The sequence below is a fragment of the Filomicrobium sp. genome, assembly GCF_025698805.1.
Classification (GTDB): domain Bacteria; phylum Pseudomonadota; class Alphaproteobacteria; order Rhizobiales; family Hyphomicrobiaceae; genus Filomicrobium; species Filomicrobium insigne.
Genome location: NZ_JAILWT010000001.1, coordinates 218,976 through 238,426, shown reverse-complemented (window position 1 = coordinate 238,426; position 19,451 = coordinate 218,976). Strand labels below are relative to the sequence as shown.

Sequence of the window (19,451 nt, the reverse complement as noted above, 5' to 3'; positions counted from 1 at the left end):
CCATGATGGTATCCCGCGCCCGCGTTTGCACGATCAAGCACCCATCTAAGGGAAATCCGAGGCCGACCATGACCAACCGAAACCCGCCCCCGAGTTTCCAGGATTATCGGCCGAGTTATGAGCAGGATGGCCAAACGCGACGCCGCCCACCGGCGCCGGGCGCCGGTCCATCGCGCAGACCGCCGCAACGCCAGCGCCGGGCACATCAGCGGTCATCCGGCGGCTTCGGCACCATTCTCGTTTTTGTCCTCGTCGCAGTCGTGGCTGTGATCGCGGCAGGACTCGCGTTTGTCGTTATTGCACCGCCAACGGACTTGATCCGCAGTCAACTGGTGGCGCAGGTCAAACAGAAGACCGGGCGTGATCTGACGATTGCCGGTCCGGCATCATTTAAAATATTCCCGGCGCTTGGCGTATCACTTGGTGACGTTAGCCTCGGTGCCCCGCCACAAATGGGCGGCGAACCGTTGGTCACGATGGACAGCCTCGATGTCCGGGTGAAACTGCTCCCTCTGCTGTCGGGAAAAATCGCGGTTGATACACTGGTATTGACCAATCCCGTCTTTGCTCTGCGCGTGGATGAGAATGGAGCCAAGTCCTGGGAGTTTGCCTCACAAGAGCGATTGCGTCCTGTGCGGTTGGCTCAAGCGTCCACCAGAACGACCTCTGACGCCCCTTCGCTTGTTCCCGACAGTGCACGAGGGTTTTTAACTGGTGCGTCCCCTTCGGAAGCGGCGCCGATATCGATGTCCGAGATCGAACTTGGCGAGGTGCGCATAGACAACGGCACGATCCACTTCGCTGACGCGCGTACAGGCGCGCGCGATCAGGTCGAGCAGATCAATGTCGCTTTGGGTCTGACGTCCCTTGCCGATCCGCTTCAGCTGCGGGGTGATTTTGCCTGGAAAGGTGAGAAAGTTGCGACGACAGCGACATTGACGTCGCTTGATGCAATCCTGCGGGATGCACCCGCTGATCTAAAAGCTACCGTTGAGGCTGCCACGGTGCTGGCGGGCTACGACGGTTCGATCGCTTTCTCCGATGCTCTCGCGCTGGATGGTGCCACGATTTTGGAAGCTAAGTCGCTGCGGGAGCTTGCGGCTTGGCTCGGCACGGCCCTACCGCAATCCTCTGGCTATGGTCCACTGAGTCTTCAAGGGCGGCTCAAGGTTGCCGGCAACAGCATCTCTTTACTGAATTCCAAGTCGACTCTCGATGGTTCCGAGATTGCAGGCGATATTGTTGTGACGAAGCGGCCCGGGCGTCCGCACATCAAGGCGAATTTGAAACTCGCTGAACTCGACCTCAACAAGTACATCGGCAGTCCGCAGTCACCTAGCGCTATCAAAGTCCGCCCCGCATCCACGCAAACAACAAAGGGGAACTCGCCGCAGTCCATAGAGGATCTGCTTCGCGAGCCGGGGCCACGGGTCAAAGGCTACACAAAGCGCAAGGGGTGGAGTAGCGAGCCGATCGACCTCACATTGTTGTCCGCAGCCGACGCTGATCTGGCGCTGAGCGTCGATCGTCTTCTTTTCCAGGGCCTCAAGGCGGGACGCTCACAGCTGGCCGTCGCACTCCAGGATGGGACGATGCAAGCCGATCTGCAGGAGGCCGTTCTTTATGAGGGCACTGCGCGCGGCGTCATCACGCTGAATGCGGCAAACCCGACGCTAGGTTTCAATGCCAACATCGTCGCCGATGGTGTTTCAGGTCAGCCCTTGCTGACGGATGCCGCAGATATCGATTGGCTGGCAGGACGCGGAAACCTCTCACTTGCCCTTGCAAGTCAGGGCGGCAGTGAACGTGAGATCGTTGAAGGGCTGTCCGGGACTGCGGATTTCCGATTTACGGACGGTGCGCTTGTCGGATTTAATTTGGCTCAGGCGATCCGTGGATTAACCCAGGGTCGGGTGTCGGACTTCAATCGCGTCCCGACCCAGAAAACCGATTTCAGCAATCTCTCTGCAACATTTAAGATCAAAGCCGGCGTCGCCGAGAGCGACGACCTGAATATGGCGAGCCCGCTACTGCGTCTGACGGGAGCAGGCAAAATCATGCTGCCATCGCGCGAAGTCGATTTTACGCTTCGGCCCAAATTGGTCGCTAACCTGACGGGACAAGGCGGCCAGACAGGACTTGCCGGTATTGAGGTCCCGGTGCGCGTCCACGGTCCCTTCGACAACTTGAATTACACGCCCGATCTCGGCGATGTCCTGAAGGATCCCGATAAAGCCGCTGATGCAATCAAGAAGGTTGGAGAGCAGTTTAAGGGCAAGAGCGCGCAGGAAATCATCGACGGCTTCGTCACCGAAGATGAGACCGGCAAGAAGAAGATCGACACCAAAAAGCTACTGAACGGGTTGTTCGGAGGTCAGTAGATGTCGACATTGACCCCCGAATTTTAGGGCAGGGATTGATTCGGGGGACCGCGGGACCATATGAACGCGTCGGGTTGGCCATTAGAGCGCCTTGTGTGCTGGCACGTCCGAAAGTAGCCGGAACGCCTCTCGTGAACCTATTGTTTAAGCAAGAGGAAACACGAGAATTTTTTTTTCTCCGCGACCTCGAATTTTTCTTGCATGCAGGGGGCGATCCAGACATAAAGCCGACTTCCGTTCGTCCACCTGCCCCAAAGGTATCAAAACAACCCCTAAGGTAAGGAGCGGACGGGTCACATCTATCTACTGGTTGGGGAGGGTCCGATGGCCTATGACGACACCCTCTTCCAATTGGGGATGGACTTGACTCGTTCAAGCACCGCCCAAAAGGAAGATCTGAATGAAATTGCGCCCGTAGCGCAGGATGAAAGAAAAGATTTCTTCATCGAGCGTGACGGCGTTCGCTTCGCTGGTACCCATTTGATCATTGATCTATTTGGCGCCCGGCGGCTTGATGATCTCAAGTATGTAGAGCAGACGCTGAAGCGTTGTGTTGAAGTTGCTGGTGCTACGTTGTTGCACATTCATCTTCACCACTTCACGCCGAATGGCGGTGTCAGTGGTGTGGCGGTTCTCTCAGAGAGCCACATTTCGATCCACAGTTGGCCCGAGGCGGATTACGCTGCTCTCGACGTCTTCATGTGTGGCGAGGCGAAACCGCATCTCGCGATCGATGTGCTTCGCAAGGCTTTCCACGCTGAAGATGTTGTCGTGAAAGAGCATCTTCGCGGCGAGGAGCTGGAAGAGATGAAGTGGCAGACAGCCGCTTCGCGCAAGGCACCCGTCCGCCTTATGAAGGTGACGGCAAAGCAAGCCGCCTAAGCTGCAACAGATTTTTGACGAGCGGGGTGGCCGGTGTACGCACCGGCCACTTTCATTTTGAAACCGTGCAGGTGACTGTGCGGTGCTCCTGCTCGTTTCCGGAAAAGTGGGAACCGGTTTGTCGATCAGAAGCACGACCAAGCAGAAAGCCAGGTGCTTTCCGTCTTTCAGTGACGATCGGAAAGACCCTAGTCCACTGCGACTGTCATCGTACTATCATGTGAACGCAGTTTAACGCCGCCAGATTCTGATCGCTGATCGTCAGCACCGGAGAGCCCAAAAGATGAGTACCCGCTGGATTGAGGAAACCTTCCACCCCCACTGGCGCGTCGCGCTTGAGGCGTCGGAAGTGTTACATGAGGTCAAGACCGAGCATCAGCATCTCGTAATCTTCCGTAACGAGACCTGGGGCACGGTGCTGATGCTGGACGGCGTCTGCCAGCTCACGACCTCGGATGAGTTTGTGTACCATGAAATGATGGCGCACGTGCCGCTGATGGCGCTCGAAAAGCCCAAGAATGTCCTCGTGGTCGGTGGCGGAGATGGTGGTGTTCTGCGCGAGGTGCTCAAGCACGATTGCGTCGACAAGGCCACCATGGTCGAGATCGATCGCACCGTTATCGATACGGCCCTCGAACACTATCCCGAGATTCCGGGTGCGGCGTTCGATGACCCGCGCGCCGATGTCGTGATCGCCGACGGCCTCGAATACGTCGCCAAAACGGAAGAGAAGTTCGATGCTATCATCGTAGACTCCTCCGAGCCGATAGGGCCATCGGCCGTGCTTCACACACGCGAGTTCTTCGCCGATTGCAAGCGCGCGCTCGCCAAAGGCGGCGTTCTCGTTACGCAGAATGGTCTGCCGTTCTTGTTCCCGGATCATCTCGCGGGAACGACGCGCGTGTTTGCATCGCTCTTCAAGCGGGTGGCACCATATATGTGCACCCAGCCTTGCTATTTCGGCGGCCCCTTCGCGCTCAATTTTGCGACCGACGACAAGTCGATCCTCAACCTGGAGCAGAAAGTTCTGGCAAAGCGCGTGCGCAAGCGTGGTATTTCTGACCTGAAGTACTGGACGCCTGCGGTGCATTCAGCGGCGTTTGCGTTGCCCGCTTATGCGGAGGCGGTGGTCACCGAAGCAATTGCGGCGGCAAAAGCCGGCGACGATAGTGCATACGCAAGCACCCCCGCTCCGGCACCCACGAAGCTGGCAAGCAAAACCAAAAAGAAGCCCGCTGAGAAGAAGCCTGCGGCAAAGCCCACGCGCGCGAAATCCGACTCGCAAGCATGATATTCGACGGGGGTCGGCTGCATGATCTAGCCGACCACCACGATATCAGGCGGTGGGCGTGTCAACCTTAGGCGAGACCCCTAATAGAGAGTTTTTTGGATTCGATCCGGAAGCTCGGCATCGTAGGCTGTGTCATCGAAGCCGGTCTCTACACCGGCGAGAATTTGGCCCGCTGTGGGGAGCGCTGACGCGTCCCGATGACCCGCCGCATCCCACAACTTCGCACGTGTCAAAGCCCGAGCACACTGAAAGTAAACTGAGTCTACGGCAACGATCAGCACAGTACGTGGAAGCTTTCCATCGATTGAAAAGCGCGCCAGTAGATCCGGGTCGATTGAAATTTCTGCGCGTCCGTTGACGCGCACGCACGCGTTGAGACCGGGAACAACGAAGAGCAGCGCGACCCGCGGATCCTCAATTACGTTGCGCAGTGTGTCGATGCGATTGTTGCCCGGCCTATCCGGCATCAGCAACGTTTTGTCATCTGCGATCTGCACGAAGCCTGGCGCATCTCCCCGGGGCGAGCAATCAAGCCCAGTCGCCCCGGAGCTCGCAAGAACGGCAAAGGGAGAAGCTTCAATCCAGGCACGGTATTCGGGCGTAATCCGGTTGACCTCTTTGATGAGGGAAACACGGCGCGGTGAACCATAGATTTGCGTCAGCTCTTCGAGAGATCTGATTTTGTAATCGCCCGTCAACGTCTATCCTCTTTTCAGGCCTTTCTGTTCCAGTTCTGACAGATACTCTGCCCACCGCGCATCTTTCTCGCGTCCGAGCAAATCGAAATAGGACCAAGTGAATAGACCTGTGTCGTGCCCGTCGTCGAAGGTGATCCGCGTCGCGTAGTTGCCGACGGGCTCGAGCTTTGTGATCTTCACATTCTTTTTGCCGCCAACCGTCACGCGCTGATCCGGCGAATGTCCCTGCACCTCAGCCGAAGGGCTCATGACGCGCAGCATTTCCGCACTCAATGTGTACGCAGCGCGGTCATCGAACGTGACATTGAGCGCCGCGCCGCCATCAGCGATGTCGAGCTTGGGAGGGTTGAGACGGTTGCCGTGAGTGGCTTCGAGCTCTGACCAGGTTTTGGCGGCGATATCTCGGTAGATCTGCGCATGTGCGCTCTCCGGGCTCGTCGCCGTGATCGGCTGGCCTGAATCTGATTTAGCGCGGATATCCATGTGCAGAGGGATGCCACCGAGGAACGGCAACCCGAGCTTTGAGGCTTCTTCCTCTGCGCCGCCATGACCGAAGATATGGCTTTCTTCCCCGCATTTCGGGCAGATGAAGGTGCTCATGTTCTCGATGATGCCGAGCACGGGCACGTCCACTTTGCGGAACATGTTGAGCCCTTTGCGGGCGTCGATAAGAGCCAAGTCCTGCGGCGTCGAGACGATAATCGCCCCTGACAACGGCACCTGTTGCGCCATCGAAAGCTGCACGTCGCCCGTGCCAGGCGGCATGTCGATAACGATCACGTCAAGTTCGCCCCAGGCCACATCGCGCAGCATCTGGTTGAGCGCCGAAACCACCATGGGGCCACGCCAGATAATCGGGGTGCCCTCATCGACGAGGAAACCCATGGACATGACCTTGAGGCCATAACCTTCCATCGCCTTCAGCGTATTGCCGTGCGCAACGGAGGGACGTCCCGTAAGGCCGAGCAGGCGTGGTTGTGAGGGGCCGAAGATATCTGCGTCGAGAATGCCCACCTTCAGTCCGAGGGACTGGAGGCCGAGCGCGAGGTTGACGGTGGTCGTCGATTTGCCGACGCCCCCCTTTCCGGAAGCTACGGCAATGAGGTGCTTCACGCCGGGCAAACCCGCGCCTCTTGTCCCGCCACCTGCTCCAGCTTGCGGACCTGCCGGAGGTGCATTGCCGGCCATACGCTGACGGGCTTCCGCTACACGCGGATGTTCGTGAACGTTGCTGCCCGATTGCGGCGGCGGTGCTCCGTTGGCAGTCGGCGCACTCTTAGTGTTCGCCTCGGCGGTCAAAACCGCTGTGACACCTTTAACGCCCTCGACGTCCTTGACGATCTTCTCGGCGGCTTCCCGTAACGGTTCGAGCTCCTCAGCGCGTTCGGCCGGAACGGTAATGGAAAAATACACTCGGTCATCCTTGATCAGGATTTCCGACACCAATCCGAGATCGACAATGTTCTTTTCGAGGTCCGGGCCTTTAACCCGCTTAAGCACTTTGAGAACCCGGTCCTTGTCAACCGACATCCAAATTCCTCTCCCTGGGATTGCGGTGCGGCCTGCTCCGTTGAGCGGCGCCAAGCGGATCTTAACTGTCCGCCTCGGCGGCACAGATGGTCGACGCGCGAGTATGAGATACGTCGATACTGGCAGACGATCGCGGTAAAGTCACGGGGCTTGGCAAAGAGAATTGCAATAAGGATTGCAAGGCAATAGTCGGATGCTCTTTACGAATTGGGCCAGGCAATCGAAATATTTGTGGCGCATCAACGAAAGCTGCGCCCATACACCCGGCTATGGGATTGAAAACCAAGGTACAACGCCTGTCCAAGGACCGCAGAATTCGGTCCTCACTTCTGCAGGCCCTTTACCCGCAGCGGACGAACCCCCATTGTCGAGAGACCCAGACCGCGACGACATGGCTGGTCAAAAAACAGGTCCAAGGAGGCCGCCAACGTGAAGGAATTCCAGGTTCGACCGACTCCTGACGATCCACGTCTGTCGGTCCCTGTCACCGGCATCGATCATGAAGGTCGCTCTGTAACCACCGATGTGGTGGCGGAACGGCCTCTGACGTTGTTTCTCAACGCTCGCGAAATCGTGACGATGATGACCATCGGCGATCATCCGGATTTGCTGGCAATCGGCTTTCTGCTGAACCAGGGCATGCTGCGACCAGACGATGAGATTACCGGGATCGACTACGACGACGATATTCAAACCATTGTTGTCCGCACGGCACGTGAAACGAATTACGAAGACAAGTTGAAAAAGAAGGTGCAGACGTCCGGTTGCGCTCAGGGGACTGTCTTCGGCGACTTAATGGACGAACTGGAAGGCATCGAACTCCCCGCCGACGCGCGCATCACCACGACATGGCTTTATCAGCTAACACGAAAGATCAATACGGAGCCGAGCCTCTACCTGAAGGCCGGTGCCATTCATGGTTGCGTGCTGTGTGAAGAGGATCGGCCCCTGGTCTATATGGAGGACGTCGGTCGCCACAACGCCATCGATAAGATTGCGGGCTACATGTTCCTCAATTCCGTCGAGCCCGGAAACAAGATCTTCTACACCACCGGCCGGTTGACCTCCGAAATGGTCATCAAATGCGTGAAGATGCGTGTACCGATTCTCGTGTCCCGTTCAGGCTTCACGGCCTGGGGCGTGGAGTTGGCGCGTCAGTCAGGTCTGACGCTGATCGGCCGCGCGCGTGGCAAACGTTTCGTGTGCCTGTCCGGAGCGGAGCGTGTCGTCTTCGATGCCGATACGACGACAATGGATGAAGAAGATCGCAAACATAGCCGCAAGGGCAGCATGAACATGGCCGACTGACCAGTCCACCAACGCGACGACAATGCCAAAAAACCAAGCGGGTGCCGGATTAATCCGGCACCCGTTGGCGCTAGGGGACGAGGAACGAGGTCTTAAATTAGTTATTGAAGGCCCTGCGGAAGATGCGCTTCGCAACGCGCTTCTTTTTCCAGTGACCATGGGCGTGATGCCGCTTGGTGAAGCAGCGACCGATGCGGGTCTTCGAATAGACACGCCCCGTATGGCGGTTTTTGCGGACGAGATACTTGCCGCTGCCGATGCACTGCTGAACCGTAACGACGCGCTTGTAGCCGCCAGAATGAGCCGAAGCCGTTGTCGCGGTGCCTGCAGCTACTACGGTGAACATCGCTGCTGCGATCAGAGTCTTACCAAGCATGTTGCTTATCCTTACCCGTTTCAGTTTGTTGATCCGTTCTGCAATTGCTTGCATGACTGAACAGATCGCATGGCGTGGCTGAACCAATTTGGAAGGACTTGTTCATGCGGAATTCATCGAGCGAGACCAGGCAGATAATGGATGCTGAGCTCTCCATATTTGCGCACCACCTGACGGCTTGGGCGTTGACGCCGGACGGCAATTCCCTCCGCACGCGCAGTGGTCATCTCCTGCCGGTTCGACATCGAGGAAGCGCTGCGATGTTGAAGGTCGCCGTCAAGGCGGAGGAGAGGTTAGGTGGCCCCCTCATGAAATGGTGGGAAGGTCAGGGTGCGGCACGCGTACTGGCTCATGATGGAGAAGCGCTTCTCTTAGAGCGTGCGGAAGGCAGCTGCTCTCTAGTCGAATTTGCGTGCTCGAGACGCGATGACGAAGCTAGCCGAATAATTTGTCGTGTCGTCGCAAAACTGCATACGCCTCGCAACAAGCCACCGCCGGAACTCGTGCCGCTTTCACAGTGGTTTAGCGAACTCGAAACCGGAGCCAATACACATGGAGGGATTTTGCGACGATCCGCCGATACGGCGCGCGCCTTGCTCGCAGAGCCACAAGACATTCGCGTGCTTCACGGCGACATTCACCACGACAACATCCTCGATTTCGGTTCGCGGGGCTGGCTCGTGATCGACCCCAAGGGATTACTTGGAGAACGCGGTTTCGATTACGCCAACCTCTTTTGCAATCCAAACGCTGGCGTTGCGCTCGCGCCAGGTCGTCTAGAGCTGCAAGTCTGCGTCGTCAGCGCGGCAGCTGGATTAGCCCCCCAACGCTTGCTGCAATGGATATTGGCTTGGGCAGGGCTTTCGGCTGTGTGGTTCCTATTCGACGGCGAGGATCCGAAGCTTCAATTAGCAATCGCTGAACTGGCCGCTGCCAAACTCGACCGCTAACGATCAGCGCTTCGTCCAAACGGCGAGTTCGTAGCCGTCAGGGTCAGTGAAATGAAAACGTTGGCCGCCCGGAAAATCGAAAGCCGGTTTGACGATCCGCCCACCTGCCGCTTCGACGCGATCCTGCATGGCAACGAGATCGTCTCCATAAAGAACGACGAGCGGACCGCCTGGGGTTGGCTTTGTTGCTGTGGTGAACCCGCCGGTCATGCGGCCATCGGAAAATTCACAATAGGTCGGACCGTAGTCGGTGAACGTCCATCCAAACGCATCGCCGTAGAATGTTTTCGAGCGCGCAATGTCGGTGACGCCGAATTCAATGTAGTCGATACGGCTATCGTTATCCGATCGTGTCATAGGTGTGCGCTCCTCATGGATCTGCTTAGCTGACCTTGTCGGCTACCCGCTTGATTGTTTGATACAGAAGCTCGAGATCCTGTGGTCGTGACATGCGGTGCTCGCCATCAGGGACTTCGGTCAGCTCTGCCCATCCGCTTTGGATGAATTCGACGAGCTTACGGGAATGAGCAGCAGGCACGTCGGGGTCGAGCAATCCCTGCAGGATGACGACAGGCCGCCCTGGGTCAAAGGGTTCTCCCTTGAACAGATGATTGCGTCCTTCCTCGATGAACTTCTGCGTGATCGGATAAGGATCACCGTATTCGGAAGGCCGATACGTCACGCCTTTCTCCATGATTTCGCGCTGAGCCTCCGCAGGAAGCTTCTTCCACATCAACTCTTCCGTGAGATCCCAGGCTGGTGCGATAAGAACGATTGCGGCGATACGATCCGCTGCTGCGGGGTCACGACGCATCAGGTCGCGCAGAAGCAAGAGCGCTAAGTGGCCACCCGTCGACGAGCCGATAAGAATCTGGCGACAATGCGTGACTTTGGTGAAGATGTCTCGAGACTCTTCGAGCCAGTCGCCAATGGTGGCTTCGGTGAATTCACCGGACGACGAACCATGGCCTGAGTACTCGAACCGTGTCAGGCCGAAGCCGTTGGCGGGTGCCCACTCCGCGAGTGCCGTCGCCTTCGTGCTCACCATGTCGGACTTGAGACCGATCATCCACACCAGCCCAAGCCCGTCGGCGGAAGGAGGCGGGATTGTCAGATAGGCGATTTTCCGCCGTTTGCTTCCATCACCCACATCGAGGAATTGCGGTTCGCCTGAGCTCATCCTATTGAACGTCCTTAAAGTCTGAATGTCTTGCCGTAACACGAGAAGGCGACCCTTTGGCCGCGACCCGCCCGACCATACTTCAAATCATCCCTGAACTCGACACCGGCGGTGCCGAGCTTTCAACCGTTGAGATTGCCCAGGCAATTGTCGAAGCAGGTGGCCGAGCCTTGGTACTGTCTCAGGGCGGACGCCTCGCCGAAGACCTGGCGCGAGTGGGGGGCGAATTGATGCTGTTTCCCGCAGCCACGAAGAATCCGGTACGCATTGCTCGTAACGGCTATGAGATCGCGCGAATCATAAAACGCGAGAACGTCGATCTGATTCACGCGCGTTCCCGGGCTCCGGCGTGGAGTGCTCTGATCGCGGCGCGCCGAACAGGCATTCCATTCGTGACCACCTATCATGGCGCGTATGGTGAAAAGGGGCGTCTCAAGAAGCTCTACAACTCGGTGATGGCGCGCTCGGATCTGATTATAGCCAATTCGCATTATACGGCGGGGTTGGTTGCGAGCCGCTACCGGACGCCTTCTGAAAAGCTCCGTGTGATTCATCGTGGTGTCGAGGCAGCGCGCTTTGACCCCGCCGCTGTCGCCCCGGAACGCGTAACGGATTTGCGCAAGGCGTGGGGTATTGGCCCGGATGTGCCCGTTATTCTCCAGGCGGCCCGCCTCACGAGCTGGAAGGGTCAGGATGTCGTAATCGAAGCTGTCCGGCGGCTCGCTGATGAAGAGCGCCTGGGCGATGCCGTCATCATCTTGGCCGGGGATCATCAGGGCCGCGCGGCTTATCGGGACGCGCTTCAGGCTCAGATTGCGGCGGCGGGCCTGACTGGGCGTGTCCGTATGGTCGGTCACGTCAGCGATATGCCCGCAGCGCTGGCGACATCTCTTCTGGCGATCGTCGCATCCGTTGAACCGGAAGCTTTCGGGCGGACGGCTACGGAAGCGCAAGTCATGGGATGTCCAGTAATCGCCACCTCCATCGGGGCGCCGCCCGAAACGGTTAAGGGAGGCCCTGACGTATCGCCGGGGCAAGCGACTGGGTGGCTTGTCCCCCCGGGAGATGTTTCCGCCCTTGCTCAGGCAATTGCCGAAGCCCTGGGGTTGAGCCCCGACGCACGGCGGGAAATGGGTGAGCGGGCCCGCGCGCATGTCATCGCATCTTTTTCACTTAAAGCCATGAAACGATTGACGCTGGCTGTTTATGACGAACTGCTGAACAAGGGGATGGTTGATACTTGGTCCGAAACAAGTCGTTCATGAGTTCCCCATCCATGATTTTCAGCGCTTGACTTGGAGACACTTGTTATCGATTCTTCGATCGCTTGTGCTATTGCCGGGTGACGATCGCCTTCATTGGGTTTAAGTGAGCGCCCCAGGCCGTTAATTGGCACAGGAATTTTTTTGAGGCATCCAAGGGAGACCAGCCATCCGCCGCCCACACCGAGCAGCGCCCCAGCGCGAAGATACAGGCCCGAAAATCAACGACGCCATTAGGGTCAGAGAAGTCCGTTTGATTGATGAGAACGGAGAAAATGTCGGGGTGGTAAACCGCCTCGAGGCGCAAGATCGCGCCAATAACGCCGGCCTGGATCTCGTTGAGATTTCTCCGGATGCTCAGCCGCCGGTCTGCAAGATCATGGACTACGGCAAGTTCAAGTTCGAGCAGCAGAAAAAAGCCGCCGAAGCACGCAAAAAGCAGAAGACCGTCGAGATCAAGGAGATCAAGATGCGTCCTGCGATTGATGAGCACGACTACGACGTCAAGATGCGGGCCATCAAACGTTTCTTCGACGACGGCGATAAGGTGAAGGTTACCCTGCGCTTCCGTGGTCGCGAAATGGCGCACCAGCAACTTGGTATGGCTGTACTTCAGCGGGTCAAGGGTGAGCTGGAAGAGATTGCAAAGGTCGAGAGCGAACCACGCCTCGAAGGCCGCCAAATGGTTATGGTTTTGGCGCCGCGCTAACGTCGGGTTTCCGGATCGCGCGCTTTTTGCGCGATAGGAAGAACCCGAACGTTCACGAATTGAACACCGAAACGAGGCCGGCCTTTTGGGCCGGCCTTGCCGCTTCTAGAGTGCTTCCGGAAAGCGGTTTCCCATAGGGAGCACGATCTCAACAAGGACTTAGCGCAACGCGATTGTGTAGTCGCGCAGCACGTTTGCCTGCAGTTCCAATTCGCCCATCCGGCTCTTGAGAACGTCGCCGATACTTATCACGCCGACAAGTTTATCCCCGTCCTGAACAACCGGAACATGTCGGATACGGCGCTGGGTCATAGTCTTGGCAACGCTGGACACGTCATCGTTTGGCGAGCAGGTAATGACGGACTTGGTCATAAGATCGGCGACGGTAAGCTTGTCGATCCTTCCGGCGTTTTCGGCGAGCCCACGCACCACATCCCGCTCGGAAATAATGCCATCTATGGTCCGCCCGCTGCGGCTCACGATCATACAGCCGACGTGCGCATCAAAAAGACGCCTGGCCAAGGATGTAATCGGCTCGGTCGGAGCGATCATTAGGATGCGATATTTTTTGTCCTGCAACAGGTCAGCGACAATCATTTGAGTGCCTTTCGTTGAGGTATTTCCCCCCCACATCGGCTTTCTCAGTCTCACCCCTTTTCCTCTAGAACCAGCCCAGCCTGTTAAGCCGGACCATCCCTCGAGCAGCGATTAAATATTATGGTGACGTCGGTTGCCGCCGTCCAGAGCGCGTTGGCGCTTTTCCGATTTAATCGGAAGATCTTGTTGGAAACGCCCCCGGTGGCTAGATTTATAAACATCTGTGTGTGCGGCGTACGACCGAGCCAGGCAGGCCTGAGCTTAACGTCGTTCATGCCTCCCGCCCCCGAAGCAGTTCGGCACGTGAGGTTCATAGGTAGAGGCCTGCTCTAGAGTTAATGTGTTTCCCGCTCCGGTCGGCTGAGCCGCGATTTGCGCGACAACTGCCGTTTGTCAGGAGGAAACCATGGCTATCTCATTGACTCTTCAGCAATATCTAGACGACAAGCATATCAAGTACGATGTGCTGACCCATGATCGCAAAATGACTTCATCGCAGATTGCAGAAGCGAGCCACGTCCCGGGAGATCGTCTAGCCAAAGCGGTCATTTTAAGCCGAGAAGGTGGTTTTGTGGCTGCTGTCATTCCCGCCTCATGCAAGGTCCGCCTCGATGCTGTGGGAGAACTGATCGACGGGCCCATCTGCCTTTCGACTGAGGATGAAATCGAAGTTCTCTTCCCGGACTGCGATCTTGGAGCTATTCCCGCGGTCGCGCCTGCCTATGGGCTGGATGCCATCGTCGATGAGCGCTTGGGTCAGGTTGACGATGTTTACTTCGAGGGCGGTGACCACTGCAGCTTGATACATCTGTCGGGAGAGCAATTCCGCCAATTGCTGAACCAAGCCCCGCAGGCCAGCATCGCCGAACATGCCTGATACGTGGGCGAGGACATCGATGCATTAACCGTTTTCTGGGCGATGGGTTTATCGGTTCCGTATCCTTCAACGGGATGCGCCGACCCCATTGCCATAACGGTCAACGGCCTGTATAACGCGCGCTTCTGAGCCGCCCGGCGGGGCATGCCGTGGCGGTTCAAAATGCTTTGCAAAAATTAACTCATGGGCTTGTCGTCCAGGCAAAGCGCCCCTCCCAAGACAATCTTGGCCCGTTGGGTCGAGAGCGTGGCCACGCTTTTTGTGTGTGTGCTGTCTACAACGAGGGCCAGCGTCTCCAAAAGGCGCGGGACAGTCCGTGAGTGAACCAGGAGAAGCAAAATGCCCAAGTTGAAGACGAAGTCGAGCGCCAAGAAGCGCTTCAAGTTCACAGGGACTGGCAAGGTCAAAGTTGCCGCCGCCGGTAAGCGCCACGGCATGATCAAGCGTCATGCGAAGTTCATCCGCAATGCGCGTGGAACCATGGTGCTGTGCGAAGCTGACGAAAAAATCGTCAAGAAGTACATGCCGTACAATCGCTGAGCTAGATCTCAGAGATTGCATCCCGAATACTTGAACACTTCTTAGTGGAGCACGACCATGGCACGCGTTAAGCGCGGCGTTACCGCCCACGCCAAACACAAAAAAGTTCTCAATGCAGCCAAAGGCTATCGCGGCCGGCGCAAGAACACGATCCGTATTGCGAAGCAGGCTGTCGAACGCGCCCTGCAGTATCAATATCGCGATCGCAAGAGGAAGAAGCGTACCTTCCGGGCGCTCTGGATCCAGCGTATTAACGCGGCAGTCCGTGAGGCAAGCGCCAACGAGCTGACATACGGTCGATTTATCGACGGCCTGAACAAGGCTGGAATCGAGATCGACCGCAAGGTGTTGGCCGATCTCGCCGTAAAGGACGCGGCAGCCTTCAAGGCGCTGGTAGACCAGGCTTCGGCTGCGGTTGCCAACGCACGAGCTGCCTAAGGCGAGCGACCTGCGATAGTCCGTTAGACTCCGTACCGAGGGTCAAGCCGCATTTTTAGGCTTGGCCGGAGGAGTGGTCGCCGCGACGGAACGCTTCTAAGGAGAGGGCGTCGGTCCGTGGTAAGGCCGCCTCGCCCACCTGATGTTGGCGAATGCGTGGACTAAGGGACATCAGTCATGGCTGAAACCATTGATCTCGAAGAGCTGCAATCGGAGCTCTTGAGCGAAATTGCCGCCGCGAAAGATCTCGGGGCGCTCGAGCAGGTGCGCGTCTCCGCGCTTGGCAAGAGCGGGCGCGTATCCGCCGTGATGAAGCGGTTGGGCTCGCTACCTGCCGAAGAACGCAAGACGTTCGGCGCGGCCGTTAATGCCGTCAAAACGCGCGTGAGCGAGGCTCTGGATAGCCACAAGACGATCCTTGAAAGCGCTGCGTTGGAAGCACGGCTCGCGTCGGAGCAGGCGGACATCACACTTCCTGTCCGCCCCGGTCCGGTCTCGGAAGGGCGCATCCACCCTGTCAGCCATGTTATGGATGAGCTGGCGGAGATCTTCGCCGATATGGGCTTCGCGATCGCCGAAGGTCCTGATATCGAGAGTGATGACTACAACTTCACAAAGCTGAATATTCCGCAGGAGCACCCGGCTCGGCAGGAACACGACACGTTCTATTTCCATCCCGACTCTAACGGCGAGCGTCTGGTGCTGCGCACCCATACGAGCCCGGTCCAGATCCGCACGATGCTGTCGCAAAAACCACCGATCCGGATCATTGCTCCGGGCCGCGTTTATCGTTGCGACAGCGACCAGACACACACACCGATGTTCCACCAGATCGAAGCGCTGGTGATCGACGAGTCGACCCACATGGGGCATCTCAAATGGGTGCTCGAAGAAATGTGCAAAGCCTTCTTCGAGGTCGATGAGGTAAAGATGCGTTTGCGCGCGTCTCACTTCCCGTTCACGGAGCCGTCCGCCGAGATCGATATCGGTGCGGAAGCGATCGGCAAGCCGGGTCAATGGCTTGAAATCGGTGGCTGCGGCATGGTCCATCCCAACGTGCTGGTGAACTGCGGTCTGGATCCGCAACGCTACCAAGGGTTCGCCTTCGGCATGGGCATCGATCGCATGGCGATGCTGAAATACGGCATCCCCGACCTGCGTGCATTCTTCTCAGCGGATCTGCGCTGGCTGCGCCATTATGGATTTTCCATGCTGGACGTACCGACGCTCGCCGGTGGCCTGTCGTCGTGAGACAGGCTCTGGACCACCGATCCGCCACGACACAACAATGTCGTTAGGTTTGGATGATGCCGGCGCTGATAAATATGTCCGCGTCCGTCATCATGGCGATAGCTTTGTCTATCGCCATGATCGTCATGGCGATCCTGACGTGGTTTTTTCACGACACCAAGCATCGCGATCTCGACGATTGGATCCAGTACGGATTCAGCGGCGACACGTTGCGTCACGTGCTCATCTACTACCGGTCGATGGGCATCTCGATGCTCGTCTTCTACATTCTGTTCGTCGTCAGCTGCCTGTTTCTGCAGTCCGATGGAATCGGCCTTTTTGTCGACAGCGACAACAATCCGATTTCGGCAGGTCCGATTGGCGCGGCGCTGTTTGGCCTCGACCTTGTCTTGCGGGGCGGTTTCTTCGACATCATGGAGCACTTCGAGATATCGGTAACACCGATACTCATGGATCGCTCCAACCAATGGTTCGTAATTTATTGCTTCGTTTTCCGAATTTACTACGGCTTGACGCTCATTCGCATCGCGCTGTCCTTCGTATGGATCTGGGCACGGATGCGCCGCGTACGCAGGACACTGTACGGAGAGGTGCGACAGCCGCGGGAAAGATCGAAACGTCATGGCTTTCGGTTGAGGCTGCGCGAGCGCTTGGGCGGCCGGAAAGAAAGCGAAGACAACTGAAAAGTGCTATGACACCAAGTGGTGACTGGGAAAGGCAACCGGCATGAAGTTCACGCTCTCCTGGCTCAAAGATCATCTTGAGACAGACGCATCGCTGGATCAGATTTCCACGACACTCTCGGCAATCGGCCTGGAGGTTGATGGCATTGAGAATCTGGGCGAACAGCTCGGTGCCTTCCGCATTGCCAAGGTGCTTGAAGCAAAGCCGCACCCCGATGCGGATCGCCTGCAAGTGCTGCAAGTTGAAACCGAACCTGGCAAGCCACCTCTTGAGGTCGTTTGCGGCGCGCCCAACGCGCGCGCTGGCATGCTCGGCGTGTTTGCGCCCATCGGAACTTACGTGCCGGGCTCGGGCATTACGTTGGAGAAACGGCCCGTCCGCGGTGTCGTGTCCAATGGCATGATGTGCTCCGCAGCCGAGATGGAGCTATCCGACGATAGCGAAGGCATCATCGAGGTGAGCGAGGAATTCGCGGGTCAAGTCGGAACAGCTTATGTCGCGGCGCTGGGCCTGGACGATCCGGTTATCGAGGTTGGTTTAACGCCGAACCGGCCTGACTGCACCGGCGTTCGCGGGATTGCGCGCGATCTGGCTGCCGCTGGATTAGGCGAGCTCAAGCCTGAGCCCAAGCCTGAGCCCAAGCTGGGGGGCGTCGAGGGTGATTATGATTGCCCCGTCGCAATCGATCTCGAGTTCTCTGAGGCCGACGCAGATGCCTGCCCGGTATTCGCCGGTCGCTACGTGCGCGGCGTCAGCAATGGCCCGTCGCCTCAGTGGCTGCAAAACCGGCTGAAGTCGGTCGGCTTGCGTCCGATCAATGCCTTGGTCGATGTCACCAACTACATCTCATACGATCGCGGTCGGCCATTGCACGTCTACGATGCCGATAAACTGACAGGCGGTGTTCGCGCCCGTCTCGGCCGCGAGGGCGAGAGCTTCCTCGGTCTGGACGGGAAGACCTATGTGGTTGATGACACCATGTGCGTGATTGCCGACGACAAGGGGCCGTTAGGTTTGGGTGGCATTATGGGTGGCGAAGATACCGGCTGCACCGAAGCGACGCAAAACGTGCTGATTGAAAGCGCGTGGTTCGATCCCTTGCGGACAGCCGCGACGGGCCGCAAGACCGGTCTCGTAACAGATGCGCGCTATCGCTTCGAGCGGGGTGTCGACCCCGCGTCCGTCCTGCCCGGCCTCGACCTGGCAACCGACATGATCCTCAAATTGGCAGGCGGTACTCCGTCACGTGCCAACGTGGCAGGAAAGCCGCCGGAACCCGACGTTAAGATTCAGTTCGAGACAGCGCGCGTTGCTAAGTTGACAGGGTTGGAGCTCTCCGATGCTGCGATCAAAGCGATCTTGGATGCGCTAGGCTGCGAGGTCTCGGGCAAGGGCGGCAAGCTGACCGTAAAAGTCCCGTCCTGGCGTCCTGACATCTTCGGTCCCGCAGATCTCGTCGAAGAGGTTGTCCGCATCGCCGGTATCGATACCGTGCCGTCGACACCGCTTCCGCGCATGCACGGCGTTGCTCGCCCGGTATTGACCAGCAACCAGTCTCGCGTCCGCCGCACACGGCGCACGCTCGCTGGCCGTGGGCTCACAGAGGCCATAACCTGGTCCTTCATCACGAAGGAAGAGGCCGAAGCCTTCGGCGGCGGTGATGAAACGCTGACATTGGCCAATCCGATTTCGGTCGAGATGTCGGTCATGCGCCCAAGCTTGCTTCCCGGGTTGCTTGCTGCTGCGCAGCGCAACCGCAATCGCGGCAATCCCGATCTGGCGCTCTTTGAGTTGGGCCAGGCCTATGCCGGACCTAAGCCTGATGAACAGATGCTTATTGCGGCAGGCGTGCGCTCGGGAACGGCACGACTGATCGGCGGAGGACGGCACTGGGACGGCGCGGCAAAGCCAGCTGGTGTGTTCGACGCTAAGGAAGATGTCGCCTCTGTCCTTGCAAACCTCGGGTTGGACGTCACAAAGGTGCAGGTCACGCGGGACGCGCCCGCGTGGTATCACCCTGGCCGTTCAGGTGTATTCCGGTTGGGACCAAAGGTCGTGCTTGCCCACTTCGGTGAGCTTCATCCGGGCCTGCTCAAGGGGCTCGATGTTGAAGCGCCTCTGGCGGCCTTCGAGTTATTCCTCGATCGCCTGCCACCGGAAAAGAAGCGCTCGGGCCTGACGCGTCCGCCCCTGGCGACGGCTGATCTGATGCCCGTACGGCGCGATTTCGCGTTCGTACTTAACGCAGACGTTGCTGCGGGAGATGTGGTACGCGCTGCGCAAGGTGCCGATAAGAAGCTGATAACGAGCGTCAACGTATTCGATGTCTTCGAAGGTGGAAATCTAGCGGCAGAAGGTAAGAAGTCTCTCGCAATCGAGGTGACACTTCAGCCGATGGATGCAACGCTTACGGATAAGGAAATCGAAGTGGTCGCCGAAAAGGTTATCGCGGCGGTCGGAAAGGCAACGGGCGGAGAGATCCGCGGCTAGAGGGGAA

At 57.9% G+C, this 19,451-nt stretch carries 18 protein-coding genes and 2 pseudogenes; 13 read left to right on the top strand and 7 right to left on the bottom strand.

All coding sequences use genetic code 11. The features are described 5' to 3' along the window. Positions 1-68: 68 nt before the first annotated feature. From K5845_RS01060 to speE, 3 genes are all read left to right on the top strand, one after another. Positions 69-2,381, top strand: a complete 2,313-nt coding sequence (locus tag K5845_RS01060) for an AsmA family protein (RefSeq protein ID WP_287958058.1) — start codon at positions 69-71, stop codon at positions 2,379-2,381. 324 nt (positions 2,382-2,705) lie between these two features. Then, positions 2,706-3,263 (top strand): adenosylmethionine decarboxylase, encoded by a 558-nt coding sequence (speD, locus tag K5845_RS01055; RefSeq protein WP_076605293.1) that lies wholly within the window; start codon positions 2,706-2,708, stop codon positions 3,261-3,263. Between the two features lie 283 nt (positions 3,264-3,546). Next, entirely contained in the window at positions 3,547-4,554 is a 1,008-nt protein-coding gene (speE, locus tag K5845_RS01050) for a polyamine aminopropyltransferase (RefSeq protein WP_090226515.1), read from the top strand. 80 nt (positions 4,555-4,634) lie between these two features. Here speE and K5845_RS01045 read toward each other — a convergent pair whose 3' ends face one another. The 3 genes and pseudogenes from K5845_RS01045 to K5845_RS01040 form a co-directional block, all read right to left on the bottom strand. After that, positions 4,635-5,252 carry a pyridoxamine 5'-phosphate oxidase family protein gene (locus K5845_RS01045; protein WP_090226513.1) on the bottom strand — a complete coding sequence of 206 codons (618 nt, stop codon included), beginning with the start codon at positions 5,250-5,252 and terminating at the stop codon, positions 4,635-4,637. A 3-nt stretch (positions 5,253-5,255) separates the two neighbouring features. Continuing rightward, positions 5,256-5,558, bottom strand: a pseudogene (locus K5845_RS21170) (gamma-butyrobetaine hydroxylase family protein); the annotation flags it as partial. 27 nt (positions 5,559-5,585) lie between these two features. Further along, a pseudogene (locus K5845_RS01040) lies at positions 5,586-6,782 on the bottom strand (Mrp/NBP35 family ATP-binding protein); the annotation flags it as partial. 429 nt (positions 6,783-7,211) lie between these two features. Here K5845_RS01040 and fdhD point away from each other — a divergent pair. Next, the gene (gene fdhD / locus K5845_RS01035) at positions 7,212-8,090 is read left to right on the top strand and encodes a formate dehydrogenase accessory sulfurtransferase FdhD (RefSeq protein WP_046480107.1); all 879 of its coding nucleotides are present in this window, start codon (positions 7,212-7,214) and stop codon (positions 8,088-8,090) included. A 97-nt stretch (positions 8,091-8,187) separates the two neighbouring features. Here fdhD and K5845_RS01030 read toward each other — a convergent pair whose 3' ends face one another. After that, the gene (locus K5845_RS01030; RefSeq protein ID WP_139165282.1) at positions 8,188-8,466 is read right to left on the bottom strand and encodes a hypothetical protein; all 279 of its coding nucleotides are present in this window, start codon (positions 8,464-8,466) and stop codon (positions 8,188-8,190) included. Positions 8,467-8,621: 155 nt separating this feature from the next. On the opposite strand from K5845_RS01030, the gene K5845_RS01025 reads away from it, so the two are divergent. Beyond that, complete coding sequence (locus tag K5845_RS01025) at positions 8,622-9,416, top strand: aminoglycoside phosphotransferase family protein (RefSeq protein ID WP_502814118.1); 795 nt, start codon at positions 8,622-8,624, stop codon at positions 9,414-9,416. Between the two features lie 3 nt (positions 9,417-9,419). Here K5845_RS01025 and K5845_RS01020 read toward each other — a convergent pair whose 3' ends face one another. Together K5845_RS01020 and K5845_RS01015 are read right to left on the bottom strand one after the other, a co-directional pair. Then, positions 9,420-9,773, bottom strand: coding sequence for a VOC family protein (locus K5845_RS01020; protein ID WP_046477669.1), 354 nt, complete (start codon positions 9,771-9,773; stop codon positions 9,420-9,422). Between the two features lie 25 nt (positions 9,774-9,798). Continuing rightward, the gene (locus tag K5845_RS01015) at positions 9,799-10,596 is read right to left on the bottom strand and encodes an alpha/beta hydrolase (RefSeq protein WP_287958051.1); all 798 of its coding nucleotides are present in this window, start codon (positions 10,594-10,596) and stop codon (positions 9,799-9,801) included. 56 nt (positions 10,597-10,652) lie between these two features. Between K5845_RS01015 and K5845_RS01010 the strand changes: the two genes are divergently transcribed. Both K5845_RS01010 and infC read left to right on the top strand, forming a co-directional pair. Continuing rightward, on the top strand, positions 10,653-11,861 hold the full coding sequence (locus K5845_RS01010) for a glycosyltransferase family 4 protein (RefSeq protein WP_287958049.1): 1,209 nt from the start codon (positions 10,653-10,655) through the stop codon (positions 11,859-11,861). A 166-nt stretch (positions 11,862-12,027) separates the two neighbouring features. Continuing rightward, positions 12,028-12,567, top strand: a complete 540-nt coding sequence (gene infC, locus K5845_RS01005; protein WP_046477675.1) for a translation initiation factor IF-3 — start codon at positions 12,028-12,030, stop codon at positions 12,565-12,567. Between the two features lie 159 nt (positions 12,568-12,726). Here the strand turns inward: infC and K5845_RS01000 are convergent, their stop codons facing one another. Next, a complete protein-coding gene (locus tag K5845_RS01000; protein WP_046477677.1) occupies positions 12,727-13,164 on the bottom strand; it encodes a CBS domain-containing protein in 438 nt (145 codons plus the stop codon). Positions 13,165-13,570: 406 nt separating this feature from the next. Here K5845_RS01000 and K5845_RS00995 point away from each other — a divergent pair, with 406 nt between their 5' ends. From K5845_RS00995 to pheT, 6 genes are all read left to right on the top strand, one after another. Beyond that, positions 13,571-14,041: an aminoacyl-tRNA deacylase gene (locus tag K5845_RS00995; RefSeq protein ID WP_046477679.1), complete on the top strand. Its 471-nt coding sequence runs from the start codon at positions 13,571-13,573 to the stop codon at positions 14,039-14,041. A gap of 339 nt (positions 14,042-14,380) precedes the next feature. Next, positions 14,381-14,581 carry a 50S ribosomal protein L35 gene (rpmI, locus tag K5845_RS00990; protein WP_046477681.1) on the top strand — a complete coding sequence of 67 codons (201 nt, stop codon included), beginning with the start codon at positions 14,381-14,383 and terminating at the stop codon, positions 14,579-14,581. Between the two features lie 57 nt (positions 14,582-14,638). Further along, complete coding sequence (rplT, locus tag K5845_RS00985; RefSeq protein ID WP_046477682.1) at positions 14,639-15,019, top strand: 50S ribosomal protein L20; 381 nt, start codon at positions 14,639-14,641, stop codon at positions 15,017-15,019. 177 nt (positions 15,020-15,196) lie between these two features. After that, on the top strand, positions 15,197-16,270 hold the full coding sequence (gene pheS / locus K5845_RS00980; protein WP_046477684.1) for a phenylalanine--tRNA ligase subunit alpha: 1,074 nt from the start codon (positions 15,197-15,199) through the stop codon (positions 16,268-16,270). A 74-nt stretch (positions 16,271-16,344) separates the two neighbouring features. Continuing rightward, positions 16,345-16,953 carry a hypothetical protein gene (locus K5845_RS00975; protein WP_139165281.1) on the top strand — a complete coding sequence of 203 codons (609 nt, stop codon included), beginning with the start codon at positions 16,345-16,347 and terminating at the stop codon, positions 16,951-16,953. A gap of 43 nt (positions 16,954-16,996) precedes the next feature. Beyond that, positions 16,997-19,444 carry a phenylalanine--tRNA ligase subunit beta gene (gene pheT / locus K5845_RS00970; RefSeq protein ID WP_287958045.1) on the top strand — a complete coding sequence of 816 codons (2,448 nt, stop codon included), beginning with the start codon at positions 16,997-16,999 and terminating at the stop codon, positions 19,442-19,444. Positions 19,445-19,451: the final 7 nt, after the last annotated feature.

Bases quoted from the DNA above. Each gene is read 5' to 3' on its own strand.
- K5845_RS01060 (WP_287958058.1), top strand. From the start codon at position 69: ATGACCAACCGAAACCCGCCCCCGAGTTTCCAGGATTATCGGCCGAGT.
- speD (WP_076605293.1), top strand. From the start codon at position 2,706: ATGGCCTATGACGACACCCTCTTCCAATTGGGGATGGACTTGACTCGT.
- speE (WP_090226515.1), top strand. From the start codon at position 3,547: ATGAGTACCCGCTGGATTGAGGAAACCTTCCACCCCCACTGGCGCGTC.
- K5845_RS01030 (WP_139165282.1), bottom strand. From the start codon at position 8,466: ATGCTTGGTAAGACTCTGATCGCAGCAGCGATGTTCACCGTAGTAGCT.
- K5845_RS01020 (WP_046477669.1), bottom strand. From the start codon at position 9,773: ATGACACGATCGGATAACGATAGCCGTATCGACTACATTGAATTCGGC.
- K5845_RS01015 (WP_287958051.1), bottom strand. From the start codon at position 10,596: ATGAGCTCAGGCGAACCGCAATTCCTCGATGTGGGTGATGGAAGCAAA.
- K5845_RS01000 (WP_046477677.1), bottom strand. From the start codon at position 13,164: ATGATTGTCGCTGACCTGTTGCAGGACAAAAAATATCGCATCCTAATG.
- K5845_RS00995 (WP_046477679.1), top strand. From the start codon at position 13,571: ATGGCTATCTCATTGACTCTTCAGCAATATCTAGACGACAAGCATATC.
- rpmI (WP_046477681.1), top strand. From the start codon at position 14,381: ATGCCCAAGTTGAAGACGAAGTCGAGCGCCAAGAAGCGCTTCAAGTTC.
- rplT (WP_046477682.1), top strand. From the start codon at position 14,639: ATGGCACGCGTTAAGCGCGGCGTTACCGCCCACGCCAAACACAAAAAA.
- pheS (WP_046477684.1), top strand. From the start codon at position 15,197: ATGGCTGAAACCATTGATCTCGAAGAGCTGCAATCGGAGCTCTTGAGC.
- K5845_RS00975 (WP_139165281.1), top strand. From the start codon at position 16,345: ATGTCCGCGTCCGTCATCATGGCGATAGCTTTGTCTATCGCCATGATC.
- pheT (WP_287958045.1), top strand. From the start codon at position 16,997: ATGAAGTTCACGCTCTCCTGGCTCAAAGATCATCTTGAGACAGACGCA.